The sequence below is a fragment of the Vibrio sp. K4 genome (genome assembly GCF_051122595.1).
Lineage (GTDB): Bacteria > Pseudomonadota > Gammaproteobacteria > Enterobacterales > Vibrionaceae > Vibrio > Vibrio owensii.
On the sequence record NZ_CP178577.1, the window covers coordinates 3402512 to 3423319 of the forward strand.

The 20808-nt window shown below is 46.3% G+C and carries 23 protein-coding genes; 21 read left to right on the forward strand and 2 right to left on the reverse strand.

Features of this window, described 5'->3' with window-relative positions; genetic code table 11:
• Nucleotide 1 precedes the first annotated feature (1 nt).
• The 20 genes from rpmH (at nucleotide 2) to glmU (ending at nucleotide 17730) form a co-directional block, all read left to right on the forward strand.
• Nucleotides 2-136 (forward strand): 50S ribosomal protein L34, encoded by a 135-nt coding sequence (gene rpmH, locus ACLIIY_RS15310; RefSeq protein WP_005378825.1) that lies wholly within the window; start codon nucleotides 2-4, stop codon nucleotides 134-136.
• Nucleotides 137-182: 46 nt separating this feature from the next.
• Entirely contained in the window at nucleotides 183-506 is a 324-nt protein-coding gene (gene rnpA / locus ACLIIY_RS15315; protein WP_009699098.1) for a ribonuclease P protein component, read from the forward strand.
• Nucleotides 473-730, forward strand: coding sequence for a membrane protein insertion efficiency factor YidD (yidD, locus tag ACLIIY_RS15320; RefSeq protein ID WP_078608021.1), 258 nt, complete (start codon nucleotides 473-475; stop codon nucleotides 728-730). The genes rnpA and yidD overlap by 34 nt, the downstream gene beginning before the upstream one ends.
• A 2-nt stretch (nucleotides 731-732) precedes the next feature.
• Complete coding sequence (gene yidC, locus ACLIIY_RS15325; RefSeq protein ID WP_009708036.1) at nucleotides 733-2355, forward strand: membrane protein insertase YidC; 1623 nt, start codon at nucleotides 733-735, stop codon at nucleotides 2353-2355.
• 133 nt (nucleotides 2356-2488) lie between these two features.
• The gene (gene mnmE, locus ACLIIY_RS15330) at nucleotides 2489-3850 is read left to right on the forward strand and encodes a tRNA uridine-5-carboxymethylaminomethyl(34) synthesis GTPase MnmE (protein WP_434527869.1); all 1362 of its coding nucleotides are present in this window, start codon (nucleotides 2489-2491) and stop codon (nucleotides 3848-3850) included.
• Nucleotides 3851-3953: 103 nt separating this feature from the next.
• Nucleotides 3954-4394, forward strand: coding sequence for an FMN-binding protein MioC (gene mioC, locus ACLIIY_RS15335; protein WP_434527870.1), 441 nt, complete (start codon nucleotides 3954-3956; stop codon nucleotides 4392-4394).
• Nucleotides 4395-4863: 469 nt separating this feature from the next.
• Entirely contained in the window at nucleotides 4864-6759 is a 1896-nt protein-coding gene (gene mnmG, locus ACLIIY_RS15340) for a tRNA uridine-5-carboxymethylaminomethyl(34) synthesis enzyme MnmG (protein WP_258491059.1), read from the forward strand.
• A complete protein-coding gene (gene rsmG, locus ACLIIY_RS15345; RefSeq protein ID WP_005440819.1) occupies nucleotides 6759-7394 on the forward strand; it encodes a 16S rRNA (guanine(527)-N(7))-methyltransferase RsmG in 636 nt (211 codons plus the stop codon). Before mnmG ends, rsmG begins: the two co-directional genes overlap by 1 nt.
• Nucleotides 7395-7404: 10 nt before the next feature.
• Nucleotides 7405-8178, forward strand: a complete 774-nt coding sequence (locus tag ACLIIY_RS15350; RefSeq protein ID WP_005440815.1) for a ParA family protein — start codon at nucleotides 7405-7407, stop codon at nucleotides 8176-8178.
• A 25-nt stretch (nucleotides 8179-8203) separates the two neighbouring features.
• Entirely contained in the window at nucleotides 8204-9085 is an 882-nt protein-coding gene (locus ACLIIY_RS15355; protein ID WP_005451035.1) for a ParB/RepB/Spo0J family partition protein, read from the forward strand.
• Between the two features lie 189 nt (nucleotides 9086-9274).
• A complete protein-coding gene (locus ACLIIY_RS15360; RefSeq protein ID WP_005440813.1) occupies nucleotides 9275-9664 on the forward strand; it encodes a F0F1 ATP synthase subunit I in 390 nt (129 codons plus the stop codon).
• An 8-nt stretch (nucleotides 9665-9672) separates the two neighbouring features.
• Nucleotides 9673-10485: a F0F1 ATP synthase subunit A gene (atpB, locus tag ACLIIY_RS15365; RefSeq protein ID WP_009708035.1), complete on the forward strand. Its 813-nt coding sequence runs from the start codon at nucleotides 9673-9675 to the stop codon at nucleotides 10483-10485.
• 55 nt (nucleotides 10486-10540) lie between these two features.
• A complete protein-coding gene (atpE, locus tag ACLIIY_RS15370; protein WP_005372317.1) occupies nucleotides 10541-10798 on the forward strand; it encodes a F0F1 ATP synthase subunit C in 258 nt (85 codons plus the stop codon).
• A 56-nt stretch (nucleotides 10799-10854) separates the two neighbouring features.
• Entirely contained in the window at nucleotides 10855-11325 is a 471-nt protein-coding gene (atpF, locus tag ACLIIY_RS15375) for a F0F1 ATP synthase subunit B (protein WP_005451032.1), read from the forward strand.
• Between the two features lie 14 nt (nucleotides 11326-11339).
• Nucleotides 11340-11873 (forward strand): F0F1 ATP synthase subunit delta, encoded by a 534-nt coding sequence (atpH, locus tag ACLIIY_RS15380; RefSeq protein ID WP_005440809.1) that lies wholly within the window; start codon nucleotides 11340-11342, stop codon nucleotides 11871-11873.
• Between the two features lie 13 nt (nucleotides 11874-11886).
• Nucleotides 11887-13428 (forward strand): F0F1 ATP synthase subunit alpha, encoded by a 1542-nt coding sequence (gene atpA / locus ACLIIY_RS15385; RefSeq protein WP_009708033.1) that lies wholly within the window; start codon nucleotides 11887-11889, stop codon nucleotides 13426-13428.
• 44 nt (nucleotides 13429-13472) lie between these two features.
• The gene (gene atpG, locus ACLIIY_RS15390) at nucleotides 13473-14339 is read left to right on the forward strand and encodes a F0F1 ATP synthase subunit gamma (protein ID WP_005440806.1); all 867 of its coding nucleotides are present in this window, start codon (nucleotides 13473-13475) and stop codon (nucleotides 14337-14339) included.
• Between the two features lie 35 nt (nucleotides 14340-14374).
• Nucleotides 14375-15778 (forward strand): F0F1 ATP synthase subunit beta, encoded by a 1404-nt coding sequence (gene atpD / locus ACLIIY_RS15395; protein WP_039840091.1) that lies wholly within the window; start codon nucleotides 14375-14377, stop codon nucleotides 15776-15778.
• Between the two features lie 18 nt (nucleotides 15779-15796).
• Entirely contained in the window at nucleotides 15797-16219 is a 423-nt protein-coding gene (locus tag ACLIIY_RS15400) for a F0F1 ATP synthase subunit epsilon (protein ID WP_005429758.1), read from the forward strand.
• A gap of 149 nt (nucleotides 16220-16368) precedes the next feature.
• A complete protein-coding gene (gene glmU, locus ACLIIY_RS15405) occupies nucleotides 16369-17730 on the forward strand; it encodes a bifunctional UDP-N-acetylglucosamine diphosphorylase/glucosamine-1-phosphate N-acetyltransferase GlmU (RefSeq protein ID WP_017191013.1) in 1362 nt (453 codons plus the stop codon).
• 73 nt (nucleotides 17731-17803) lie between these two features.
• Here glmU and ACLIIY_RS15410 read toward each other — a convergent pair whose 3' ends face one another.
• Complete coding sequence (locus ACLIIY_RS15410) at nucleotides 17804-18544, reverse strand: amino acid ABC transporter permease (protein WP_434527871.1); 741 nt, start codon at nucleotides 18542-18544, stop codon at nucleotides 17804-17806.
• 122 nt (nucleotides 18545-18666) lie between these two features.
• Here ACLIIY_RS15410 and ACLIIY_RS15415 point away from each other — a divergent pair, with 122 nt between their 5' ends.
• The gene (locus ACLIIY_RS15415; RefSeq protein ID WP_434527872.1) at nucleotides 18667-19443 is read left to right on the forward strand and encodes a transporter substrate-binding domain-containing protein; all 777 of its coding nucleotides are present in this window, start codon (nucleotides 18667-18669) and stop codon (nucleotides 19441-19443) included.
• 77 nt (nucleotides 19444-19520) lie between these two features.
• On the opposite strand, the gene punC is transcribed toward ACLIIY_RS15415, so the two are convergent.
• Complete coding sequence (gene punC / locus ACLIIY_RS15420) at nucleotides 19521-20726, reverse strand: purine nucleoside transporter PunC (protein WP_020195192.1); 1206 nt, start codon at nucleotides 20724-20726, stop codon at nucleotides 19521-19523.
• Between the last annotated feature and the right edge of the window lie 82 nt (nucleotides 20727-20808).

Below are 20808 nucleotides of genomic sequence, written 5' to 3' on the forward strand. Positions count from 1 at the left end.
CATGAAACGCACTTTTCAACCTACAGTTCTAAAGCGCAAGCGTACTCACGGCTTCCGTGCTCGCATGGCAACTAAGAACGGTCGTAAAGTTATCAACGCACGTCGTGCAAAAGGCCGTGCGCGCCTATCAAAATAATCGCTAGTTTATTTTGAACACGTACGCGTTTAATCGGGAGTTACGCTTGTTAACTCCCGAGCATTATCAAAACGTCTTCCAGCAAGCTCATCGAGCTGGCTCGCCTCATTTCACCATCATTGCACGCAATAACAAACTTTCTCATCCTCGATTAGGTTTAGCTGTTCCGAAAAAGCAAATCAAAACTGCTGTTGGTCGTAACCGCTTTAAGCGTTTGGCTCGTGAAAGCTTTCGTAACAATCAACATCAACTTCCAAATAAAGATTTTGTTGTGATTGCGAAGAAAAGCGCGCAAGATTTAAGCAATGAGGAATTATTTAAGTTGTTTGATAAGCTATGGCATCGCCTGTCTCGCCCTTCACGTGGATAGCCATTGGGCTCATTAATCTATATCGCTGGTTTATCAGCCCTCTGATTGGTCCTCGTTGCCGGTTCACTCCAACTTGTTCCACTTACGCGCTAGAAGCTTTGAGAGCTCACGGTTTTGTAAAAGGATGTTGGTTATCAGGCAAACGTCTATTAAAATGCCACCCTTTGAATGAAGGGGGGTATGACCCCGTTCCACCAGTCCAAAAACAAGACAGAGATAACTAACGATGGATTCTCAACGTAATATCCTGCTTATCGCTCTGGCACTGGTTTCTTTCTTGCTGTTTCAACAATGGCAAGTAGCAAAGAATCCAGCACCTCAAGCGGTTGAACAGGCTCAATCAAGCAGTACTCTACCTGCACCATCTTTTGCTGATGACTTGGATCCAGTTCCTGGCCAACAGCAAGCTTCTGCAAAAACTATCACAGTAACGACTGATGTTTTAACTCTGTCGATCGACACCGTTGGTGGCGATGTGGTACATGCCGACCTGAACAAATACGCTGCTGAACTTGATTCATCAGACCCATTCGTTCTGCTAAAAGACACTAAAGGCCACCAGTTCATCGCACAAAGCGGTCTAGTGGGTCCTCAAGGTATCGACCTTAGCAGCACTAACCGTCCTCACTACAACGTGAGCGCAGACAGCTTTACTCTAGCTGACGGTCAAGACGAACTACGCGTTCCAATGACATTCACTGCAAACGGTATCGAATACATCAAAACTTACGTATTCAAACGTGGCAGCTACGCGCTGAACGTGGAATACGATGTTGTGAACAACTCTGGTAACAACGCAACATTTGGTATGTACGCTCACTTGCGTCAAAACCTAATGGACGCTGGTGGTAGCATCACAATGCCGACTTACCGTGGCGGTGCTTACTCAACAGAAGACGTTCGTTACAAGAAATACAGCTTTGAAGATATGCAGGATCGTAACCTGTCTATCAACCTAGCAGATGGCCAAGGTTGGGCAGCAATGATCCAACACTACTTCGCTGCAGCTTGGATCCCACGCAACGAACCAGGTACTAACCTGTACACTCGCGTGATTGGTAACCTAGGTGACATCGGCGTACGTATGCCAAACAAAACTATCGCAACGGGTGACCAAGCGAAGTTTGAAGCAACACTATGGGTTGGTCCTAAGCTACAAAAAGAAATGGCTGCAGTAGCACCAAACCTAGACCTAGTAGTGGACTACGGCTGGCTATGGTTCATCGCTAAACCACTTCACTCATTGCTTGCTTTCATCCAAAGCTTCGTGGGTAACTGGGGTGTGGCAATCATCTGTTTGACCTTCATCGTTCGTGGTGCAATGTACCCACTAACGAAAGCGCAATACACGTCTATGGCGAAAATGCGTATGCTACAGCCTAAGCTGCAAGCTATGCGTGAGCGCATCGGTGATGACCGTCAGCGCATGAGCCAAGAAATGATGGAACTGTACAAGAAAGAGAAAGTGAACCCACTGGGTGGCTGTCTACCTCTTATCCTACAGATGCCTATCTTCATCGCGCTTTACTGGGCACTAATGGAATCGGTTGAGCTACGTCACTCTCCATTCTTCGGTTGGATTCATGACCTTTCAGCGCAGGACCCTTACTACATCCTGCCTCTACTGATGGGTGCGTCAATGTTCCTAATCCAGAAGATGAGCCCAACAACAGTAACGGATCCAATGCAGCAGAAGATCATGACCTTTATGCCGGTTATGTTTACCTTCTTCTTCTTGTTCTTCCCATCAGGCCTAGTTCTATACTGGTTGGTGTCGAACATCGTTACGCTTATCCAGCAAACGTTGATTTACAAAGCGCTGGAGAAAAAAGGCTTACACACTAAGTAACCTTGATAGAAAAGCATAAGAAAGGCGGCCAAAAGGTCGCCTTTTTGTTTTTGGCTGATTACAATTCAGCTAATTAATTGGTTCTGGCTCCCTAGGGGTGTAAACCCTATAGCCCAGCTCAAAAGGCAAGATTATGACTACAGATACGATTGTCGCTCAGGCTACCGCACCCGGTCGTGGTGGTGTCGGCATTATTCGTGTTTCTGGCCCTAAGGCCAATCAAGTGGCGCTAGAAGTCACAGGTAAGACGCTAAAGCCTCGCTACGCAGAGTATCTGCCATTTCAAGCGGAAGATGGCACCGTGCTAGACCAAGGCATTGCCCTGTACTTCCCTAACCCACATTCGTTTACAGGCGAAGACGTACTTGAACTGCAAGGCCACGGTGGCCCTGTGGTAATGGATATGCTGATTAAGCGTATCTTGGGTATCGACGGCGTACGTGCCGCTCGACCTGGTGAGTTCTCAGAACGCGCCTTCTTAAACGACAAGATGGACCTAACTCAAGCAGAAGCGATTGCCGACCTGATTGATGCCAGCTCAGAAGAAGCAGCAAAATCAGCACTGCAATCATTGCAAGGCCAGTTCTCACAACGCATCCAAACGCTGGTGGAATCTCTGATCCACTTGCGTATCTATGTGGAAGCGGCCATTGACTTTCCAGAAGAAGAAATCGACTTTTTGGCCGATGGTAAAGTGTCTGGTGACCTACAAACAATCATCGATAACCTCGATGCAGTACGTAAAGAAGCCAACCAAGGCGCGATCATGCGTGAAGGCATGAAAGTCGTGATTGCAGGCCGACCTAATGCTGGTAAATCAAGCCTATTGAACGCTCTATCTGGCAAAGAATCCGCTATCGTTACAGATATCGCCGGTACTACGCGTGACGTATTGCGTGAACACATCCATATCGACGGTATGCCTTTACACATCATCGATACCGCTGGTCTGCGTGATGCTTCTGATGAAGTAGAGAAAATCGGTATCGAGCGTGCATGGGATGAAATCGCCCAAGCAGACCGTGTTCTGTTTATGGTTGATGGCACCACAACTGACGCAACGGATCCAAAAGACATTTGGCCAGACTTCGTTGATCGCTTGCCAAACAGTATTGGCATGACGGTGATCCGCAACAAAGCGGATCAAACGGGCGAAGATATGGGGATCTGCCATGTAAACGATCCGACACTGATTCGCCTTTCTGCAAAAACCGGCGCAGGTGTGGATGCTTTACGTACTCACTTAAAAGAGTGCATGGGCTTCTCAGGCAATACCGAAGGCGGCTTTATGGCTCGTCGTCGTCACCTAGATGCGCTAGAACGTGCTGCTCAGCATCTTCAAATCGGCCAAGAACAGCTTGAAGGCTATATGGCGGGGGAAATCTTGGCAGAAGAGCTGCGTATTACTCAGCAGCACTTGAATGAGATTACTGGCGAGTTCAACTCTGATGACCTCCTCGGCAGAATCTTCTCCTCATTCTGTATCGGTAAATAATCAAAACGCGCGGTGTTAAGCATAAGTTTAACGCCGCGTTTCTTTTTGTACTGACGCACAGTGGTTACCCAAGGCGTGAGTATGGCTCAATAAAGGAAGACACATGATCCACATTATTACAGGTAGTACGTTAGGTGGCGCAGAATACGTAGGTGATCACCTGAGTGATCTGCTCAATGAAAACGGTTTAGAAACGACGATCCACAACCAACCAGAGTTGTCATCGATCGGGAACCAAGGCACTTGGCTAGTGATCACTTCAACTCACGGCGCAGGTGAATACCCAGATAATATCCAACCTTTTATTGCTGCATTACAAAACACACCGCCTAAGATGGCCGATGTGAAGTTCGCGGTGATTGCGATTGGAGATTCAAGCTACGATACATTCTGCGCTGCAGGTCAGCATGCTTATGACCTGTTAGAAGACATTGGTGCAACGCCTATCACAGACTGCTTGAAGATTGATGTACTCAGCCATGATGTACCTGAAGACGCCGCAGAGGTGTGGTTGAAGGAGAATCTGGCACGCTTTACCGCTTAATACCTCTCTTACAGAGTCGCATCGCGGCTCTGTTTCTCCTCTTTGTGAATAACTTCCCACAAAACTTTTTGTTCAACCGCTCAAAAAACACCCAAACTCGCTGTGGATAAGTAAGGTAAGATCCGGTGACTTTCCTTTAGTTATCCCAATAACAACTTTGATCCGTTTTACCCCCTGTGCATAACCCCGCATTTTGATCTCAGGAAATCCTCGATCTGATCAAGTCATGATCACAAGATGTGATCCAAAGAAGATCCATGATCTTGTTGATCATTTTCTAGTTATCCACAGAAACGGTCGATCCTAATAATAGATCCAATAAAAGATCATATATATAGATCTTATATATATAGTCTTAGGGACTAAAATTTGAAAAGCGAGAAAACGATTCTCTCTCACAGAGAAAAAAGGTAAAATACCGCTCTTTTTTATCTGTCCATTAAATCCTTTGAATACCTGAGGTCAGTTCATGCTTTATCACGAAAACTTTGACGTCATTGTTGTCGGTGGCGGACACGCAGGAACGGAAGCCGCGCTCGCATCTGCACGCACAGGACAAAAAACACTCCTTCTTACCCATAACATCGATACATTAGGCCAGATGTCATGTAATCCGGCGATTGGTGGTATCGGTAAAGGTCACTTAGTAAAAGAAGTGGATGCTATGGGCGGTCTGATGGCAGAAGCCATTGACCATGCGGGTATTCAATTCCGAACGCTAAATGCCTCTAAAGGTCCAGCAGTTCGTGCAACTCGCGCGCAGGCTGACCGTGCATTGTACAAGGCGTACGTACGCAACGCGCTAGAAAACGCTCCAAACCTAACTCTGTTCCAACAATCGGTTGATGATCTGATTGTTGACCAAGATCGTGTGGTTGGCGTTGTGACTCAAATGGGTCTGAAATTCCATGCAAAAGCTGTGGTTTTAACCGTAGGTACATTCCTTGGCGGTAAGATCCACATTGGTATGGAAAGCTCTTCAGGTGGTCGCGCTGGGGATCCACCATCGATCGCATTGGCGGATCGATTACGTGAACTTCCATTCCGTGTGGATCGTCTGAAAACGGGTACACCACCACGTATCGATGCTCGCAGTGTCGATTTCTCTGTGTTAGAAGCACAGCACGGTGACAACCCAACACCAGTATTCTCATTCATGGGTAAACGTGAGCATCAGCCGCGTCAAATCCCATGTTTTATTACTCACACCAATGAGCAAACTCATGATGTGATCCGCAATAACCTTGATCGCAGCCCAATGTATGCAGGCGTGATCGAAGGTATTGGTCCGCGCTACTGCCCGTCTATCGAAGACAAAGTGATGCGTTTTGCGGATAAAAACAGTCACCAAATCTTCATTGAGCCAGAAGGCCTAACCACGCACGAGTTATACCCGAATGGTATTTCCACCAGCTTGCCGTTTGACGTGCAAGTACAAATCGTTCGTTCAATGAAAGGTTTTGAAAACGCACACATCGTTCGCCCAGGTTACGCGATTGAGTACGATTTCTTCGACCCACGTGATTTGAAGCAAACTTACGAGACCAAGTTCATCAGCGGTCTGTTCTTCGCGGGTCAAATCAACGGTACAACTGGCTACGAAGAAGCGGCAGCACAAGGTTTGATGGCAGGCTTGAACGCAAGTTTGCACAGTCAAGGCAAAGAAGGCTGGAGCCCACGCCGTGACCAAGCTTACATGGGTGTGCTGATTGACGACTTGTCGACCATGGGGACCAAAGAACCGTACCGTATGTTCACATCTCGTGCTGAATACCGTCTGTTGCTGCGTGAAGATAACGCCGATCTACGTTTAACGGAAAAAGCGCGTGAACTAGGTTTGATTGATGATGCTCGTTGGGCACGTTTCAACGAAAAAATCGATAACATGGAAACCGAGCGTCAACGTCTGAAATCGACGTGGATGAACCCGAACTCTGCGGGTATCGATGAGCTGAACAAGCTATTGAAAACACCAATGGCACGTGAAGCAAGCGGTGAAGATCTTCTTCGTCGTCCAGAGATCTCATACTCACAATTGACGCAACTGGATGCTTTTGCTCCTGCTCTAGAAGATCAACAAGCATCAGAGCAAGTTGAAATTCAAGTCAAGTACGATGGTTACATCAAGCGTCAGCAAGAAGAGATCGAAAAATCACTGCGCCATGAGCACACTAAGCTCCCTGCGGATTTGGATTACAAAGACGTGAAAGGTCTATCCAACGAAGTAGTCGCTAAGCTGACAGAAGCGAAACCAGAAAGCATCGGTATTGCATCACGTATTTCTGGTATTACGCCGGCTGCGATTTCGATTCTGCTTGTTCACCTGAAGAAGCACGGCTTGCTGAAAAAAGGTGAGGAAGAGTAATGAGCGCTTTACGCACAAGATTGGATGCTCTGATCGCCCAAACTGATTTGGAAGTGTCTGAAAAACAACGCGAGCAGTTAGTCGGTTACGTCGAACTGCTCGACAAGTGGAACAAAGCATACAACCTAACGTCGGTTCGTGACCCACTTGAGATGCTAGTGAAACATATCCTTGATAGCATCGTCGTTAGCACTCACTTACCAGGTGAGCGTTTTATCGATGTTGGCACAGGACCAGGTTTGCCAGGAATTCCATTGGCGATCATGAATCCAGAGAAGACCTTCTTCTTGCTCGATAGCCTTGGCAAACGCATCCGCTTTATCAAGCAAGTTGTGCACACGCTAGGGCTGAAAAATGTGACGGCAATTCAAAGTCGCGTCGAAGAATTCCAGCCAGAAGAAAAATTTGATGGCGTTTTGAGTCGAGCTTTTGCTTCAATGACGGACATGGTGGAATGGTGTCATCATCTGCCTAAACAAGATTCTGGGGTGTTCTTGGCTTTGAAAGGTCTTCACCCTAAAGATGAAATAGATCTGCTTCCTGAATGGTGTAGTGTGACGGAGATCATATCTTTAGCTGTTCCTGAGTTGGAAGGTGATCGTCATCTAGTAATCTTATCGCGCAAGGAAAATTAGCGAGGTAATCGTGGGTAAAATTGTAGCAATCGCCAACCAGAAAGGTGGGGTCGGCAAAACAACAACGTGCATTAACTTAGCAGCTTCGATGGCGGCAACAAAGCGCAAGGTTTTGGTGATCGATCTCGACCCTCAAGGCAATGCTACGATGGCCAGTGGCGTCGACAAGTACATGGTTGACGCGACGGCGTATGATCTTCTGGTTGAAGATACCCCGTTTGATCAAGTGGTTTGTACTGAAACCACAGGGAAATACGATCTGATTGCAGCGAACGGCGACGTCACTGCTGCAGAAATCAAACTGATGGAAGTATTCGCGCGCGAGGTGCGTCTGAAAAACGCCCTTGCGTCAGTTCGCGATAACTATGATTTCATCTTTATTGATTGTCCTCCTTCTCTAAACCTTCTTACAATCAATGCTATGGCCGCAGCCGACTCTGTGCTGGTGCCGATGCAATGTGAATACTTTGCGTTAGAAGGTTTAACTGCTCTTATGGATACAATCAGCAAGTTAGCGGCCGTGGTCAATGAAAACCTCAAAATCGAAGGTTTACTGCGTACCATGTACGATCCACGTAACCGCCTGTCTAATGAAGTATCCGATCAACTTAAAAAACACTTTGGTAGTAAAGTTTACCGTACTGTGATCCCACGTAATGTGCGTTTGGCCGAAGCGCCGAGCCACGGTAAACCTGCAATGTACTATGACAAGTACTCTGCGGGCGCCAAAGCGTATCTTGCTCTAGCGGGCGAAATGCTCCGCCGCGAAGAAATCCCAGTTTAACTCTCTAACCTAAGGAATTCCTCCTATGTCTAAGCGTGGTCTAGGAAAAGGACTGGATGCGTTGTTGTCGACCAGTTCGTTGGCTCGTGAAAAACAGCACATTGCATCGCAAAGCCAAGCATTATCGGCAGACGGTGAACTGACTGATTTGGCGATTGGTCAATTGCAGCCAGGTGTTTACCAACCGCGTAAAGATATGGCGCCAGAAGCGCTAGAAGAACTCGCAGCTTCAATTCAATCGCAAGGCATCATTCAGCCGATCGTGGTTCGCCAAGTTGCAAGTGGTCAGTTTGAAATCATCGCTGGTGAACGCCGTTGGCGCGCAGCAAAGCAAGCCGGTCTAAAACGAGTACCTTGTTTGGTGAAAAAGGTCGAAGACCGTGCCGCTATTGCGATGGCTCTTATCGAGAACATTCAACGTGAAGATTTGAATGTGATTGAAGAAGCTCAAGCGCTTGAGCGTCTACAGGATGAATTCACGCTAACGCATCAGCAAGTAGCCGATGTGATTGGTAAATCAAGAACCACAGTAAGTAACCTATTACGTCTAAATCAGTTAGAAATTGATGTAAAAGGTCTGGTTGCAGACAAAAAATTAGAAATGGGTCATGCTCGAGCTCTGTTAGCCTTGGAAGGCGAGCAGCAGGTTGAAGTGGCTCAACAAGTGGCTAAGAAGCAAATGACCGTTCGCCAAACCGAACAGTTAGTAAAAAAGTGCTTAGCCCCACAAAATGAGCAAAAAGCTCAACAAGAAGATACCGAAGCGGAGCAAATGTCGCATAAATTGAGTCAACTGCTTGATGCTAAGGTTTCTTTGGTCCGTTCTGCAAACGGCAAAGCGAAAGTGACGATAAGTCTTGATGAGCCTCACAAATTGGATCAACTGATTGCCAAGCTAGAGGCCTAAATGAGATAATTGATTTAGGTCAATTAATTAAAATAATCGAATTTTGTGTGAAAGTTGTCGGATTGTAAACAAAACTGTAAGTTTTTGATGCAATATAATTGCATTCAATTGTTCGCACCGTATAATTTTCGCCAATTTCCCTGCACAGAGAGTTTAGTGCAAAGTGGATATTACTAGAGGTACGAATACATGGTAGCTGCGTTAGCTAGACCAGGACGAGAGCTCGCAAAGCAATTGTTAATGATCCAGTCTGGCGCGGTTATTTTTGTGGCTGCAGGAATGGCGATAGCCGTGAATCCTGAATGGGGAATTTCAGCGCTGGTAGGTGGAGGCATCTTTGTTGTTGCCAATGCTGTCTTTGCGCTATGTGCTTTTATGTTTAGTGGGGCTCGCGCTGCCAAGCGTATCGCGGCGTCTTTCTATACAGGCGAAGTTCTGAAAATCCTCATCACGGTTGTGTTGTTCTACGTAGCCTACATGTATATGCAGGTGGAACTTGTTCCCCTCAAACTAACCTATTTGCTGGTACTAGGTATTAATATCTGTGCACCAGTGCTATTCATTAACAACAAAAAATAGGATGAGTTATGGCTGCGCCAGGTGAAGCGCTAACATCGTCCGGTTACATTGCCCACCACTTATCAAACCTTTCTTTAGCTAAGTTAGGCTTGGTAGCGGATGAAGCAAGTTTCTGGAACGTACATATCGATAGCCTGTTTTTTTCTTGGTTTACTGGTTTAATCTTCCTCGGAATTTTTTACAAAGTAGCGAAGAGAACAACAGCGGGTGTACCGGGTAAGCTTCAGTGTGCTGTAGAAATGATCGTTGAATTTGTCGCGGAAAACGTCAAAGACACGTTCCATGGACGCAACCCACTGATCGCGCCTTTAGCACTGACTATCTTTTGTTGGGTATTTTTGATGAACGTGATGGACTTAGTCCCGATCGACTTCTTACCTTACCCAGCAGAGCATTGGCTAGGTATCCCTTATCTTAAGGTTGTACCGTCTGCTGATGTGAATATCACCATGGCTATGGCTCTAGGCGTTTTCGCATTGATGATTTACTACAGCATCAAAGTGAAAGGTCTAGGTGGATTCGCAAAAGAACTTGCACTACATCCATTCAATCACCCACTAATGATTCCGTTTAACCTACTGATCGAAGTGGTATCGCTACTAGCGAAACCTCTTTCTCTTGGTATGCGTCTATTCGGTAACATGTTCGCGGGTGAGGTTGTATTCATTCTTTGTGCGGCAATGCTACCATGGTACTTACAATGGATGGGTTCACTACCGTGGGCAATCTTCCATATCTTGGTTATTACGATTCAAGCCTTCGTATTCATGATGTTGACAATTGTTTACCTGTCAATGGCACACGAAGACGCTGATCATTAATTTTTTAAGCTTTTTATTTGGGCACTAAGCCAACAACTATAAATTGGAGATAGTAATGGAAACTTTACTGAGCTTTTCTGCAATCGCCGTAGGTATTATCGTCGGTCTTGCTTCTCTTGGTACAGCGATTGGTTTCGCACTACTAGGTGGTAAATTCCTAGAAGGTGCAGCACGTCAACCAGAAATGGCTCCTATGCTACAAGTTAAGATGTTCATCATCGCAGGTCTACTTGATGCGGTTCCAATGATCGGTATCGTAATCGCGCTACTATTCACTTTCGCAAACCCATTTGTGGGTCAACTAGCAGGCTAATTAACAACTCTGTTAATTGTATTTTTGTAGTTGATTCTTAAAAGGGAGTAGCTGTTGTGAATATAAACGCAACTCTGCTAGGTCAAGCAATCTCGTTCGCACTATTTGTGTGGTTCTGCATGAAGTATGTATGGCCACCGTTGATGCAAGCGATCGAAGAACGTCAGAAGAAAATTGCTGACGGTCTTCAAGCAGCAGAACGTGCTGCAAAAGACTTGGATCTAGCACAAGCCAACGCTTCTGATCAGATGAAAGAAGCGAAGCGCACAGCAACTGAGATCATCGACCAAGCGAACAAGCGTAAGTCTCAAATTATTGATGAAGCTCGCGAGGAAGCTCAGGCAGAACGCCAGAAAATCCTAGCGCAAGCGGAAGCAGAACTTGAAGCTGAACGTAATCGTGCACGCGATGAGCTGCGCAAACAAGTTGCTACTCTGGCTGTAGCTGGTGCCGAGAAAATCCTTGAGCGTACTATCGATAAAGACGCTCAGAAAGATATTCTCGACAACATTACTGCAAAACTTTAAGTCTGGGGGCGCATATGTCTGATATGACTACAATCGCACGCCCCTATGCTAAAGCAGCTTTTGACTTTGCTGTAGACAAAGACCAATTGGACCAATGGGGCCAAATGTTGTCTTTCGCTACTGAAGTTGCCAAAAACGAACAAATGAATGAACTTCTAACGGGTTCTGTCTCTGCTGACAAGTTGGCGGAGATTTTTGTTGCAGTTTGTGGTGAACAAGTTGATGCACACGGTCAAAACCTGATTAAGGTTATGGCTGAGAATGGTCGTCTAACGGCCCTTCCAGATGTTTGTGAGCAATTCTTCTTATTGAAGAAAGAACATGAGAAAGAAATCGATGTTGAAGTCATTTCAGCAAGCGAACTTTCTGATGAACAGCTAGCAAACATTGGCAGCAAACTTGAAGTGCGTCTTGAACGCAAAGTGAAGCTGAATTGCAGCGTAGATGAGACCCTACTTGGTGGGGTTATTATTCGAGCCGGAGACCTAGTCATCGATGACTCAGCGCGAGGTCGTTTGAACCGCCTGAGCGATGCATTGCAGTCTTAATGGGGATTGGAGCATGCAACTTAATTCCACGGAAATTAGCGATCTAATCAAACAGCGTATCGAATCTTTCGACGTTGTTAGTGAAGCTCGCAACGAGGGTACTATCGTATCGGTAAGCGATGGTATCATCCGCATCCACGGCCTAGCGGACGTGATGCAAGGTGAAATGATTGAATTACCGGGTGGCCGTTATGCACTAGCACTTAACCTTGAGCGTGACTCGGTTGGTGCGGTAGTAATGGGCCCATATGCTGACCTTAAGGAAGGCATGAAAGTTACAGGTACTGGCCGCATTCTTGAAGTGCCAGTTGGTCCAGAACTTCTAGGTCGCGTAGTGAACACACTAGGTGAGCCTATCGATGGTAAAGGTCCAATCGAAGCTAAATTGACTTCGCCTGTAGAAGTAATCGCACCAGGTGTAATCGACCGTAAATCGGTAGACCAACCTGTACAAACTGGCTACAAATCAGTTGACTCAATGATCCCAATCGGTCGTGGTCAGCGTGAGCTTGTAATCGGTGACCGTCAGACTGGTAAAACAGCAATGGCGATCGACGCGATTATCAACCAGAAAGACTCTGGTATTTTCTCAATCTACGTAGCAATCGGTCAGAAAGCATCGACTATCGCTAACGTAGTTCGCAAACTAGAAGAGCACGGCGCGCTAGCTAACACTATCGTTGTTGTTGCATCGGCTTCTGAATCTGCAGCGCTACAATACCTAGCGCCATACGCAGGTTGTGCGATGGGTGAATACTTCCGCGATCGCGGTGAAGACGCACTGATTGTTTACGATGATCTATCTAAGCAAGCGGTAGCTTACCGTCAGATCTCTCTACTACTAAAACGTCCACCAGGCCGTGAGGCATTCCCAGGTGACGTATTCTACCTACACTCGCGTCTACTAGAGCGTGCAGCTCGTGTAAACGAAGAGTACGTAGAGCGTTTCACTAACGGTGAAGTGAAAGGTAAGACTGGTTCTCTAACTGCTCTTCCTATCATCGAAACTCAAGCAGGTGACGTTTCAGCATTCGTACCGACTAACGTAATCTCGATTACCGATGGTCAGATCTTCCTACAAACTGAGCTATTCAACGCGGGCGTACGTCCAGCGGTTGACCCAGGTATCTCAGTATCTCGTGTAGGTGGTTCAGCTCAGACGAAAATCATCAAGAAGCTATCTGGCGGTATCCGTACTGCACTAGCTCAGTACCGTGAACTAGCGGCATTCGCACAGTTCTCGTCTGACCTTGATGAAGCGACGAAGAAACAGCTAGACCATGGTCAAAAAGTTACAGAACTAATGAAGCAGAAGCAGTACGCTCCAATGTCTGTATTTGACCAAGCACTAGTAATCTTCGCGGCAGAGCGCGGCTATTTAGCAGATGTTGAACTAAGCAAACTGCTAGATTTCGAAGCGTCTCTACTATCGTACGCTCGCGGTCAATACGCTGAATTCGCAGCTGAGATCGACAAGACGGGTGCATACAACGATGAAGTTGAAGCTCAGTTGAAGAAACTGACTGACGACTTCGTAGCAACCCAAACTTGGTAATTAGGTCGGTGGCAGCTTCTGCCACCAACTAACGGAGAGTAACGATGGCCGGCGCAAAAGAGATACGTAATAAAATCGGTAGTGTTAAAAGCACTCAGAAAATTACGAAAGCGATGGAAATGGTAGCAGCTTCAAAAATGCGTCGTTCTCAAGACGCAATGGAAGCTTCTCGTCCATACGCTGAAACAATGCGTAAAGTGATCGGTCATGTGGCTAATGCAAATCTAGAGTACCGTCATCCGTACCTAGAAGAGCGTGAAGCTAAACGTGTTGGTTACATCATCGTTTCGACAGACCGTGGTCTGTGTGGTGGTTTGAACATTAACGTGTTCAAAAAAGCCGTTACAGACATGCAATCATGGAAAGAGAAAGGTGCTGAAGTTGAACTGGCTGTAATTGGTTCAAAAGCAACAGCTTTCTTCAAACATGGTGGCGCAAAAGTTGCGGCACAGGTTTCTGGTCTGGGTGATAGCCCAAGCCTAGAAGACCTAATCGGTTCTGTTGGCGTAATGCTTAAGAAATACGATGAAGGTGAACTGGATCGTCTATATGTGGTGTTCAACAAGTTTGTGAACACTATGATTCAGCAACCAACGATCGATCAATTGCTACCTTTGCCTAAATCGGACAGCGAAGAGATGCAGCGTGAGCACTCATGGGACTACATCTATGAGCCTGAGCCAAAACCTCTATTAGACACACTTCTAGTGCGTTACGTAGAGTCTCAGGTATACCAAGGTGTGGTTGAGAACCTTGCTTGTGAGCAAGCGGCTCGAATGATTGCGATGAAGGCTGCAACGGATAACGCAACCAACTTGATTGAAGATTTAGAACTTGTGTACAACAAAGCCCGTCAGGCTGCGATCACACAAGAACTATCGGAAATCGTTGGTGGTGCATCTGCGGTTTAAGCTTAGGTAAAACGAAATAGTTTAGAGGATTAACGATGGCTACAGGTAAGATCGTACAGATCATCGGTGCGGTAGTCGACGTAGAGTTCCCACAGAGCGAAGTACCAAGTGTATATGACGCTCTAAACGTTACAGAATCTAAAGAGCGTCTAGTTCTTGAGGTTCAACAACAGCTAGGCGGTGGCGTAGTTCGTTGTATCGTAATGGGTAGCTCTGATGGTTTACGTCGTGGCGTTGAAGTGGTTAACACTGGCGCTCCAATTTCAGTACCAGTAGGTACTAAAACTCTAGGTCGTATCATGAACGTCCTAGGTGACGCGATTGATGAGCGTGGTGAGATCGGTGCAGAAGAGGTTTACTCTATTCACCGTGAAGCACCAAGCTACGAAGAGCAATCAAACGAAACAGCACTTCTAGAAACTGGTGTTAAAGTAATCGACTTGGTTTGTCCATTCGCTAAGGGTGGTAAAATCGGTCTATTCGGTGGTGCAGGTGTAGGTAAGACCGTTAACATGATGGAACTTATCAACAACATCGCACTTCAACACTCAGGTCTATCAGTATTTGCTGGTGTTGGTGAACGTACTCGTGAAGGTAACGATTTCTACTTCGAGATGCAGGAAGCGGGCGTTGTAAACGTTGAGAAGCCTGAAGAATCTAAAGTAGCGATGGTTTACGGTCAGATGAACGAGCCACCAGGTAACCGTCTACGTGTTGCACTGACTGGCCTAACAATGGCAGAACGTTTCCGTGACGAAGGTCGTGACGTACTTCTGTTCGTTGATAACATCTACCGTTACACGCTTGCAGGTACTGAGGTATCAGCACTTCTAGGTCGTATGCCTTCTGCGGTAGGTTACCAGCCAACTCTTGCAGAAGAGATGGGTGTACTACAGGAGCGTATCACGTCAACTAAGCAAGGTTCTATCACGTCTGTACAGGCGGTATACGTACCTGCGGATGACTTGACTGACCCGTCTCCAGCAACAACGTTCGCGCACTTGGATGCAACGGTTGTACTTAACCGTAACATCGCAGCTATGGGTCTATACCCAGCGATCGACCCACTAGATTCGACTTCTCGTCAGCTAGACCCACTAGTAGTTGGTCAAGAGCACTACGACACAGCTCGTGGCGTTCAGCAGACACTTCAGCGCTACAAAGAGCTGAAAGATATCATCGCGATTCTAGGTATGGACGAGCTATCTGAAGAAGATAAGCAAGTTGTATCTCGTGCACGTAAGATTGAGCGTTTCCTAACTCAGCCTTACCACGTAGCGGAAGTATTTACAGGTGACCCAGGCGTTTACGTACCTCTTAAAGAGACACTACGTGGCTTCAAAGGTCTACTAGCTGGTGAATACGATGACATTCCAGAGCAAGCGTTCATGTACTGCGGTACGATTGACGATGCTATCGAGAATGCGAAGAAGCTATAAGGCTAACTAGGAGGCGATATGGCACCAATAACCTTTCACCTAGACGTAGTAAGCGCTGAGAAACGTATTTTCTCTGGTCGTGTAGAAACGTTTCAGGTGACCGGTAGCGAAGGTGAACTGGGTATTTTCCACGGTCACACTCCGCTGCTGTCCGCTATTAAGCCTGGTATGGTGCGTATTGTGAAACAGCACGGCCACGAAGAGTTCATTTATGTCTCTGGTGGTATGGTCGAAGTTCAGCCTGGTACTGCTACAGTACTGGCTGATACTGCGATTCGTGGTGAAGATCTAGACGCAGCGAAGGCAGAAGAAGCCAAGCGCCGCGCTGAGGAGCAAATCCAGAATCAGCATGGTGACATGGACTTCGCACAAGCGGCCAGTGAACTGGCTAAAGCCATTGCTCAGCTACGAGTTATCGAGCTGACCAAAAAGCGTCGCTAAGCTCAATTAGCAACGTTGCATGAAAAAAGGCGGCCAATTGGTCGCCTTTTTGATTAATTTTAGTTGGAAATTTACATCTCACCATTAACTAATCCTTCCAAGGTGTTTAAAATAACGCCCAATTAAAATAGAACGTCAATAGGTTATTAATGAAATTCAGTGCTGTGATCCTTGCTGCGGGTAAAGGTACCCGTATGTATTCAAACATGCCTAAAGTGCTACACACTTTGGCAGGGAAGCCAATGGCAAAACATGTTATCGATACATGTACAGGTCTTGGTGCACAAAACATCCACCTAGTATATGGTCACGGTGGTGATCAAATGCAGCAAACGCTAGCAGAAGAGCCGGTTAATTGGGTACTGCAAGCGGAGCAACTAGGTACAGGTCACGCGGTTGATCAAGCGTCTCCGAAGTTTGAAGACGATGAAAAAGTACTGGTGCTTTACGGTGATGTTCCACTGATTTCAGCTGAAACGATTGAAAACCTATTAGATGCACAACCAACAGGCGGTATTGCACTACTAACAGTGATGCTAGACAACCCAATGGGTTACGGTCGTATCATTCGCAAAAATGGTCCAGTAGTGGCGATCGTCGAGCAAAAAGACGCAACAGAAGAGCAGAAGCTCATCAAAGAATGTAATACCGGTGTGCTGGTGGCGACAGGTGGTGACCTGAAACGCTGGCTTGCTGGTCTAAATAATGAAAACGCACAAGGCGAATACTACTTAACAGACGTTATCGCGGCAGCACACGATGAAGGTCGCGCGGTTGAGGCTGTGCACCCAGTAAACGCGATTGAAGTAGAAGGCGTTAACGACCGTGCTCAACTGGCTCGTCTTGAGCGTGCATTCCAATCAATGCAAGCACAGAAGCTATTAGAGCAAGGCGTAATGCTGCGTGATCCAGCACGTTTCGACCTACGCGGTGAACTGCAATGCGGTATGGATTGTGAAATCGATGCAAACGTGATCATCGAAGGTAAAGTATCACTGGGTGATAACGTCGTAATCGGTGCTGGTTGCGTACTGAAAGACTGTGAAATCGATGATAACACGGTGGTTCGTCCTTACAGTGTGATTGAAGGTGCAACAGTTGGTGAAGAATGTACAGTTGGTCCATTCACACGCCTACGCCCTGGCGCAGAAATGCGTAACGATTCTCACGTAGGTAACTTCGTAGAAGTGAAAAACGCACGTATCGGCGAAGGCTCTAAAGCGAACCATCTGACTTACCTAGGTGATGCTGAGATCGGTCAACGTACTAACATCGGTGCAGGTACCATCACTTGTAACTACGATGGTGCGAACAAGTTTAAGACCATCATTGGTAACGACGTCTTCGTTGGCTCAGATAGCCAGCTTGTTGCGCCAGTGACGATTGCTGATGGTGCAACGATTGGTGCTGGTACGACATTAACCAAAGACGTTGCAGAAGGTGAGCTTGTGATTACTCGCGCGAAAGAGCGCAAAATTACCGGTTGGCAACGCCCGGTAAAACAAAAGTAAGCCTTTAACCGAAATAAACCAAAGCCGCTCAGATGAGCGGCTTTGTTGTATCTAGTGCTGTGAAAGAGAGAGTTTAGTGACTTGGGATCGCTATGCGCTTCTCTAGCCAGCGCACCGCTTGAGAGACCAAAAGAATCAACACCAAATACTCTAAGACGAGAAATGTATAGATCTCTAATGGTAAGTACTCATTCACGACTAACTCATTCGCTCGTCTCGTTAAGTCACTTAAACCTATCACGCTGACCAACGAACTCATCTTAAGGATATAAACGAATTGATTCCCCAGCGGCGGCAAGATTTGGCGAAATGCTTGGGGAAGAATAACTAAGCGCATTTTTTGCCAGTAGTTCAACCCGAGTGACTCCGCTGCTTCGTGTTGTCCACGACTGATGGCTTGGATTCCCCCTCTAAAGACTTCCGCCATAAAGGCACTCTCTGCAATGGTTAGCGCAATCACACCTGCCCAAAAGTGGTTTAGGGACACATCGAGTAGCGTTGGCATTCCGTAATATACCCAAAGCAGCAATACCAAGACAGGAATGGAGCGGATCACTTCCACATAAACACGGTTGATCCACTTGAGCACTGGAGAGTCTGAAAGGGCTGGTAGGGTAATGATCAAACCAATCGTCATCGCAAAGAGCATACTTAGCAGTGATACTTGGATCGTGTCATTAAAACCGGCGATCAGAAACTTGATGTTTGTTAGCCCTTGCTCAGTCGATGGATCAAGAACATACCAGCCCCATTGGTAGTCGGAGCAACCGGTGAGAAAAAGCAATGAAACGAGGCATAGATGTCGATAGTTCACATTTACTCCCTGAACTGACTAAAAAACTTCCTTTGTTGCTGCTATGTTATCAATGAAGCTGTACTAATGGTTAATAATTAAAGGGAATATCTCCTACCGTCATTCTTTTAAGGGAATAGAAAATGAAAAAAACGTTGTTTGCGCTAGGAATGTGTCTGCTTGCGATGACTCAAGTCGCTCACGCAGAAAGTCGTCTACAAGAGATCTTGGATAAAGGTGTGTTGCGTGTCGGGACGACAGGGGATTGGAACCCGATGACGATGAAAGATCCTGCGACCAATAGTTATCGTGGTTTTGATATCGATGTCACCACTGAGCTTGCTAAAGATCTGGGCGTTAAGGTGGAATTCGTTGCGACCGATTGGAAAACACTGGTCAACGGTATTACGGCCAACAAATACGATATTACTGGTAGCGCATCATTGAACATGTCACGTGCAAAAGTAGCAGGTTATAGCCAACCGTATTTCTATCTAGCGTTTGTACCTGTGGTGCAAAAGAAAGACCTAGCAAAATTCTCTGATTGGGCTGATTTCGATAAGCCAGATGTGAAAGTAGCGGCAACGCTGGGAACGGTTCAAGAGAAGTTGGTCAAAGATTTCTTTCCATCTGCGCAGCATATTGTGATTGAAGCGCCAGCCCGTGACTTCCAAGAATTGCTAGCTCGCCGTGCCGACGTATCGGTTACATCAAACGTAGAAGCGGCTACGCTGGTGGAGAAGTTTAAACAGTTGGCGATTGTTCCAGTTAAAGAGCCGCGTAAACCAACTCCAATTGCGATGCTTTTGCCGCAAGATGATCAAGTATGGATTAACTACATCAACCACTGGGTTGAGCTTAAGAAGACTCAAGGCTTCTTTAAGCAAACCGCTGAAAAATGGGGTTTGAAGAGTATGTAAGCTCTTATTCATCGCTATCCTAAAAAAACAAAGAGCCGCATAGTGCGGCTCTTTGTTTATTGTTTTTTAGACTGAGCTTAAAGCTCGTCTTCACTTACCACTCGAGCATTGTCAGGTGTTGTGAAGTGCTGAGACAGTTCACGGTTAGATAGAATGTAACCCATCCACAGACCACCCATACAAATCACAATCGCAACACCTGTCACCATTTGCGCTTGGCTCGCCATTGCTGCAACCAGTGCGCTTGATAGGCTGCTCACGGTAATCTGTAGACTGTTTTGTAGGCCTGCAGCCGTCGCTGGACTTTGCTGAGCACTTGCTAATGCGCGGTTTACTACGATTGGGTAAAGAGCACCGTTAGCAACTGCAATCAAACAGAATGGTGCTAGGATTGGCCAGATCGAGGTCAATTGCCATTGTGACGCTGCGAAGATAAGCAGTGCAGCAACACTAAATAGGCCAATCAACTGACGCAGAATCTTTTCATCACCATATTTACGAACGCCAACCTTACCTAAGTAGCCACCAACCATGAAAGCAATAGTTTGTGGGATAAAGCTCAAACCGATGTCTTTTGCTTCATAGCCGAGTTGAGACATGATCTCTGGCATACCAGTTAGGTAAGCAAAGAAAGCCGCAGACGCAGTAGCAAACATAAACACATTACCTAGGTAAGTTTTAGAACCTAGTAGTGATTTTATGTCTGAAGACATACTGGTTTGTTTCACTTCTACTTTTTCATCTTTTTGCGCCATTGTCGCAACGACAAGCAGTACGCCCATCAGCGTCAATGCAACAAAAATACTGTGCCAACCGAAGTTGTTTGCCAACAACACACCTAGCTGAGGGGCTAGTGCTGGAGACAGTGCTACAAGCGGCATGATAGTGGCAAAGATTTGTTGGCTTTGGCTAGAGTGGCGTTTGATTACCATCGCTTGCCAAATAACGGCTGGTGCACATACACCGATAGCCTGTACAAAGCGCAGTGCTAATAATTGCCATACTTGCTCACTGAATGCGAGACCGAATGAAGCAACAGTAAACAGCGCTAAACCTGCGGCTAGGGTATTACGATGACCAAATTTGTCTGAAGCCAGACCCCACATCAACTGACCAAAAGCCATACCAACAAGAAAGACGGTCAGAGAAAGTGCGATTTGTTCTGGACCTGTAGCAAAGTCGATTTCCATCGCTTTGAAGGCAGGTAAGTACATATCGGTGGCGATAAAGCCGAGCATAGATAGGGCTGCTAGATAAACAAGCTGTAGTTTTGATATTTTCATGATTCAACCAATCAAATTATTTAATCATTTTTTGTTCAGTATCAGTTGGCGCCAACCCTGATTTATTTACCTCGCCATTCTA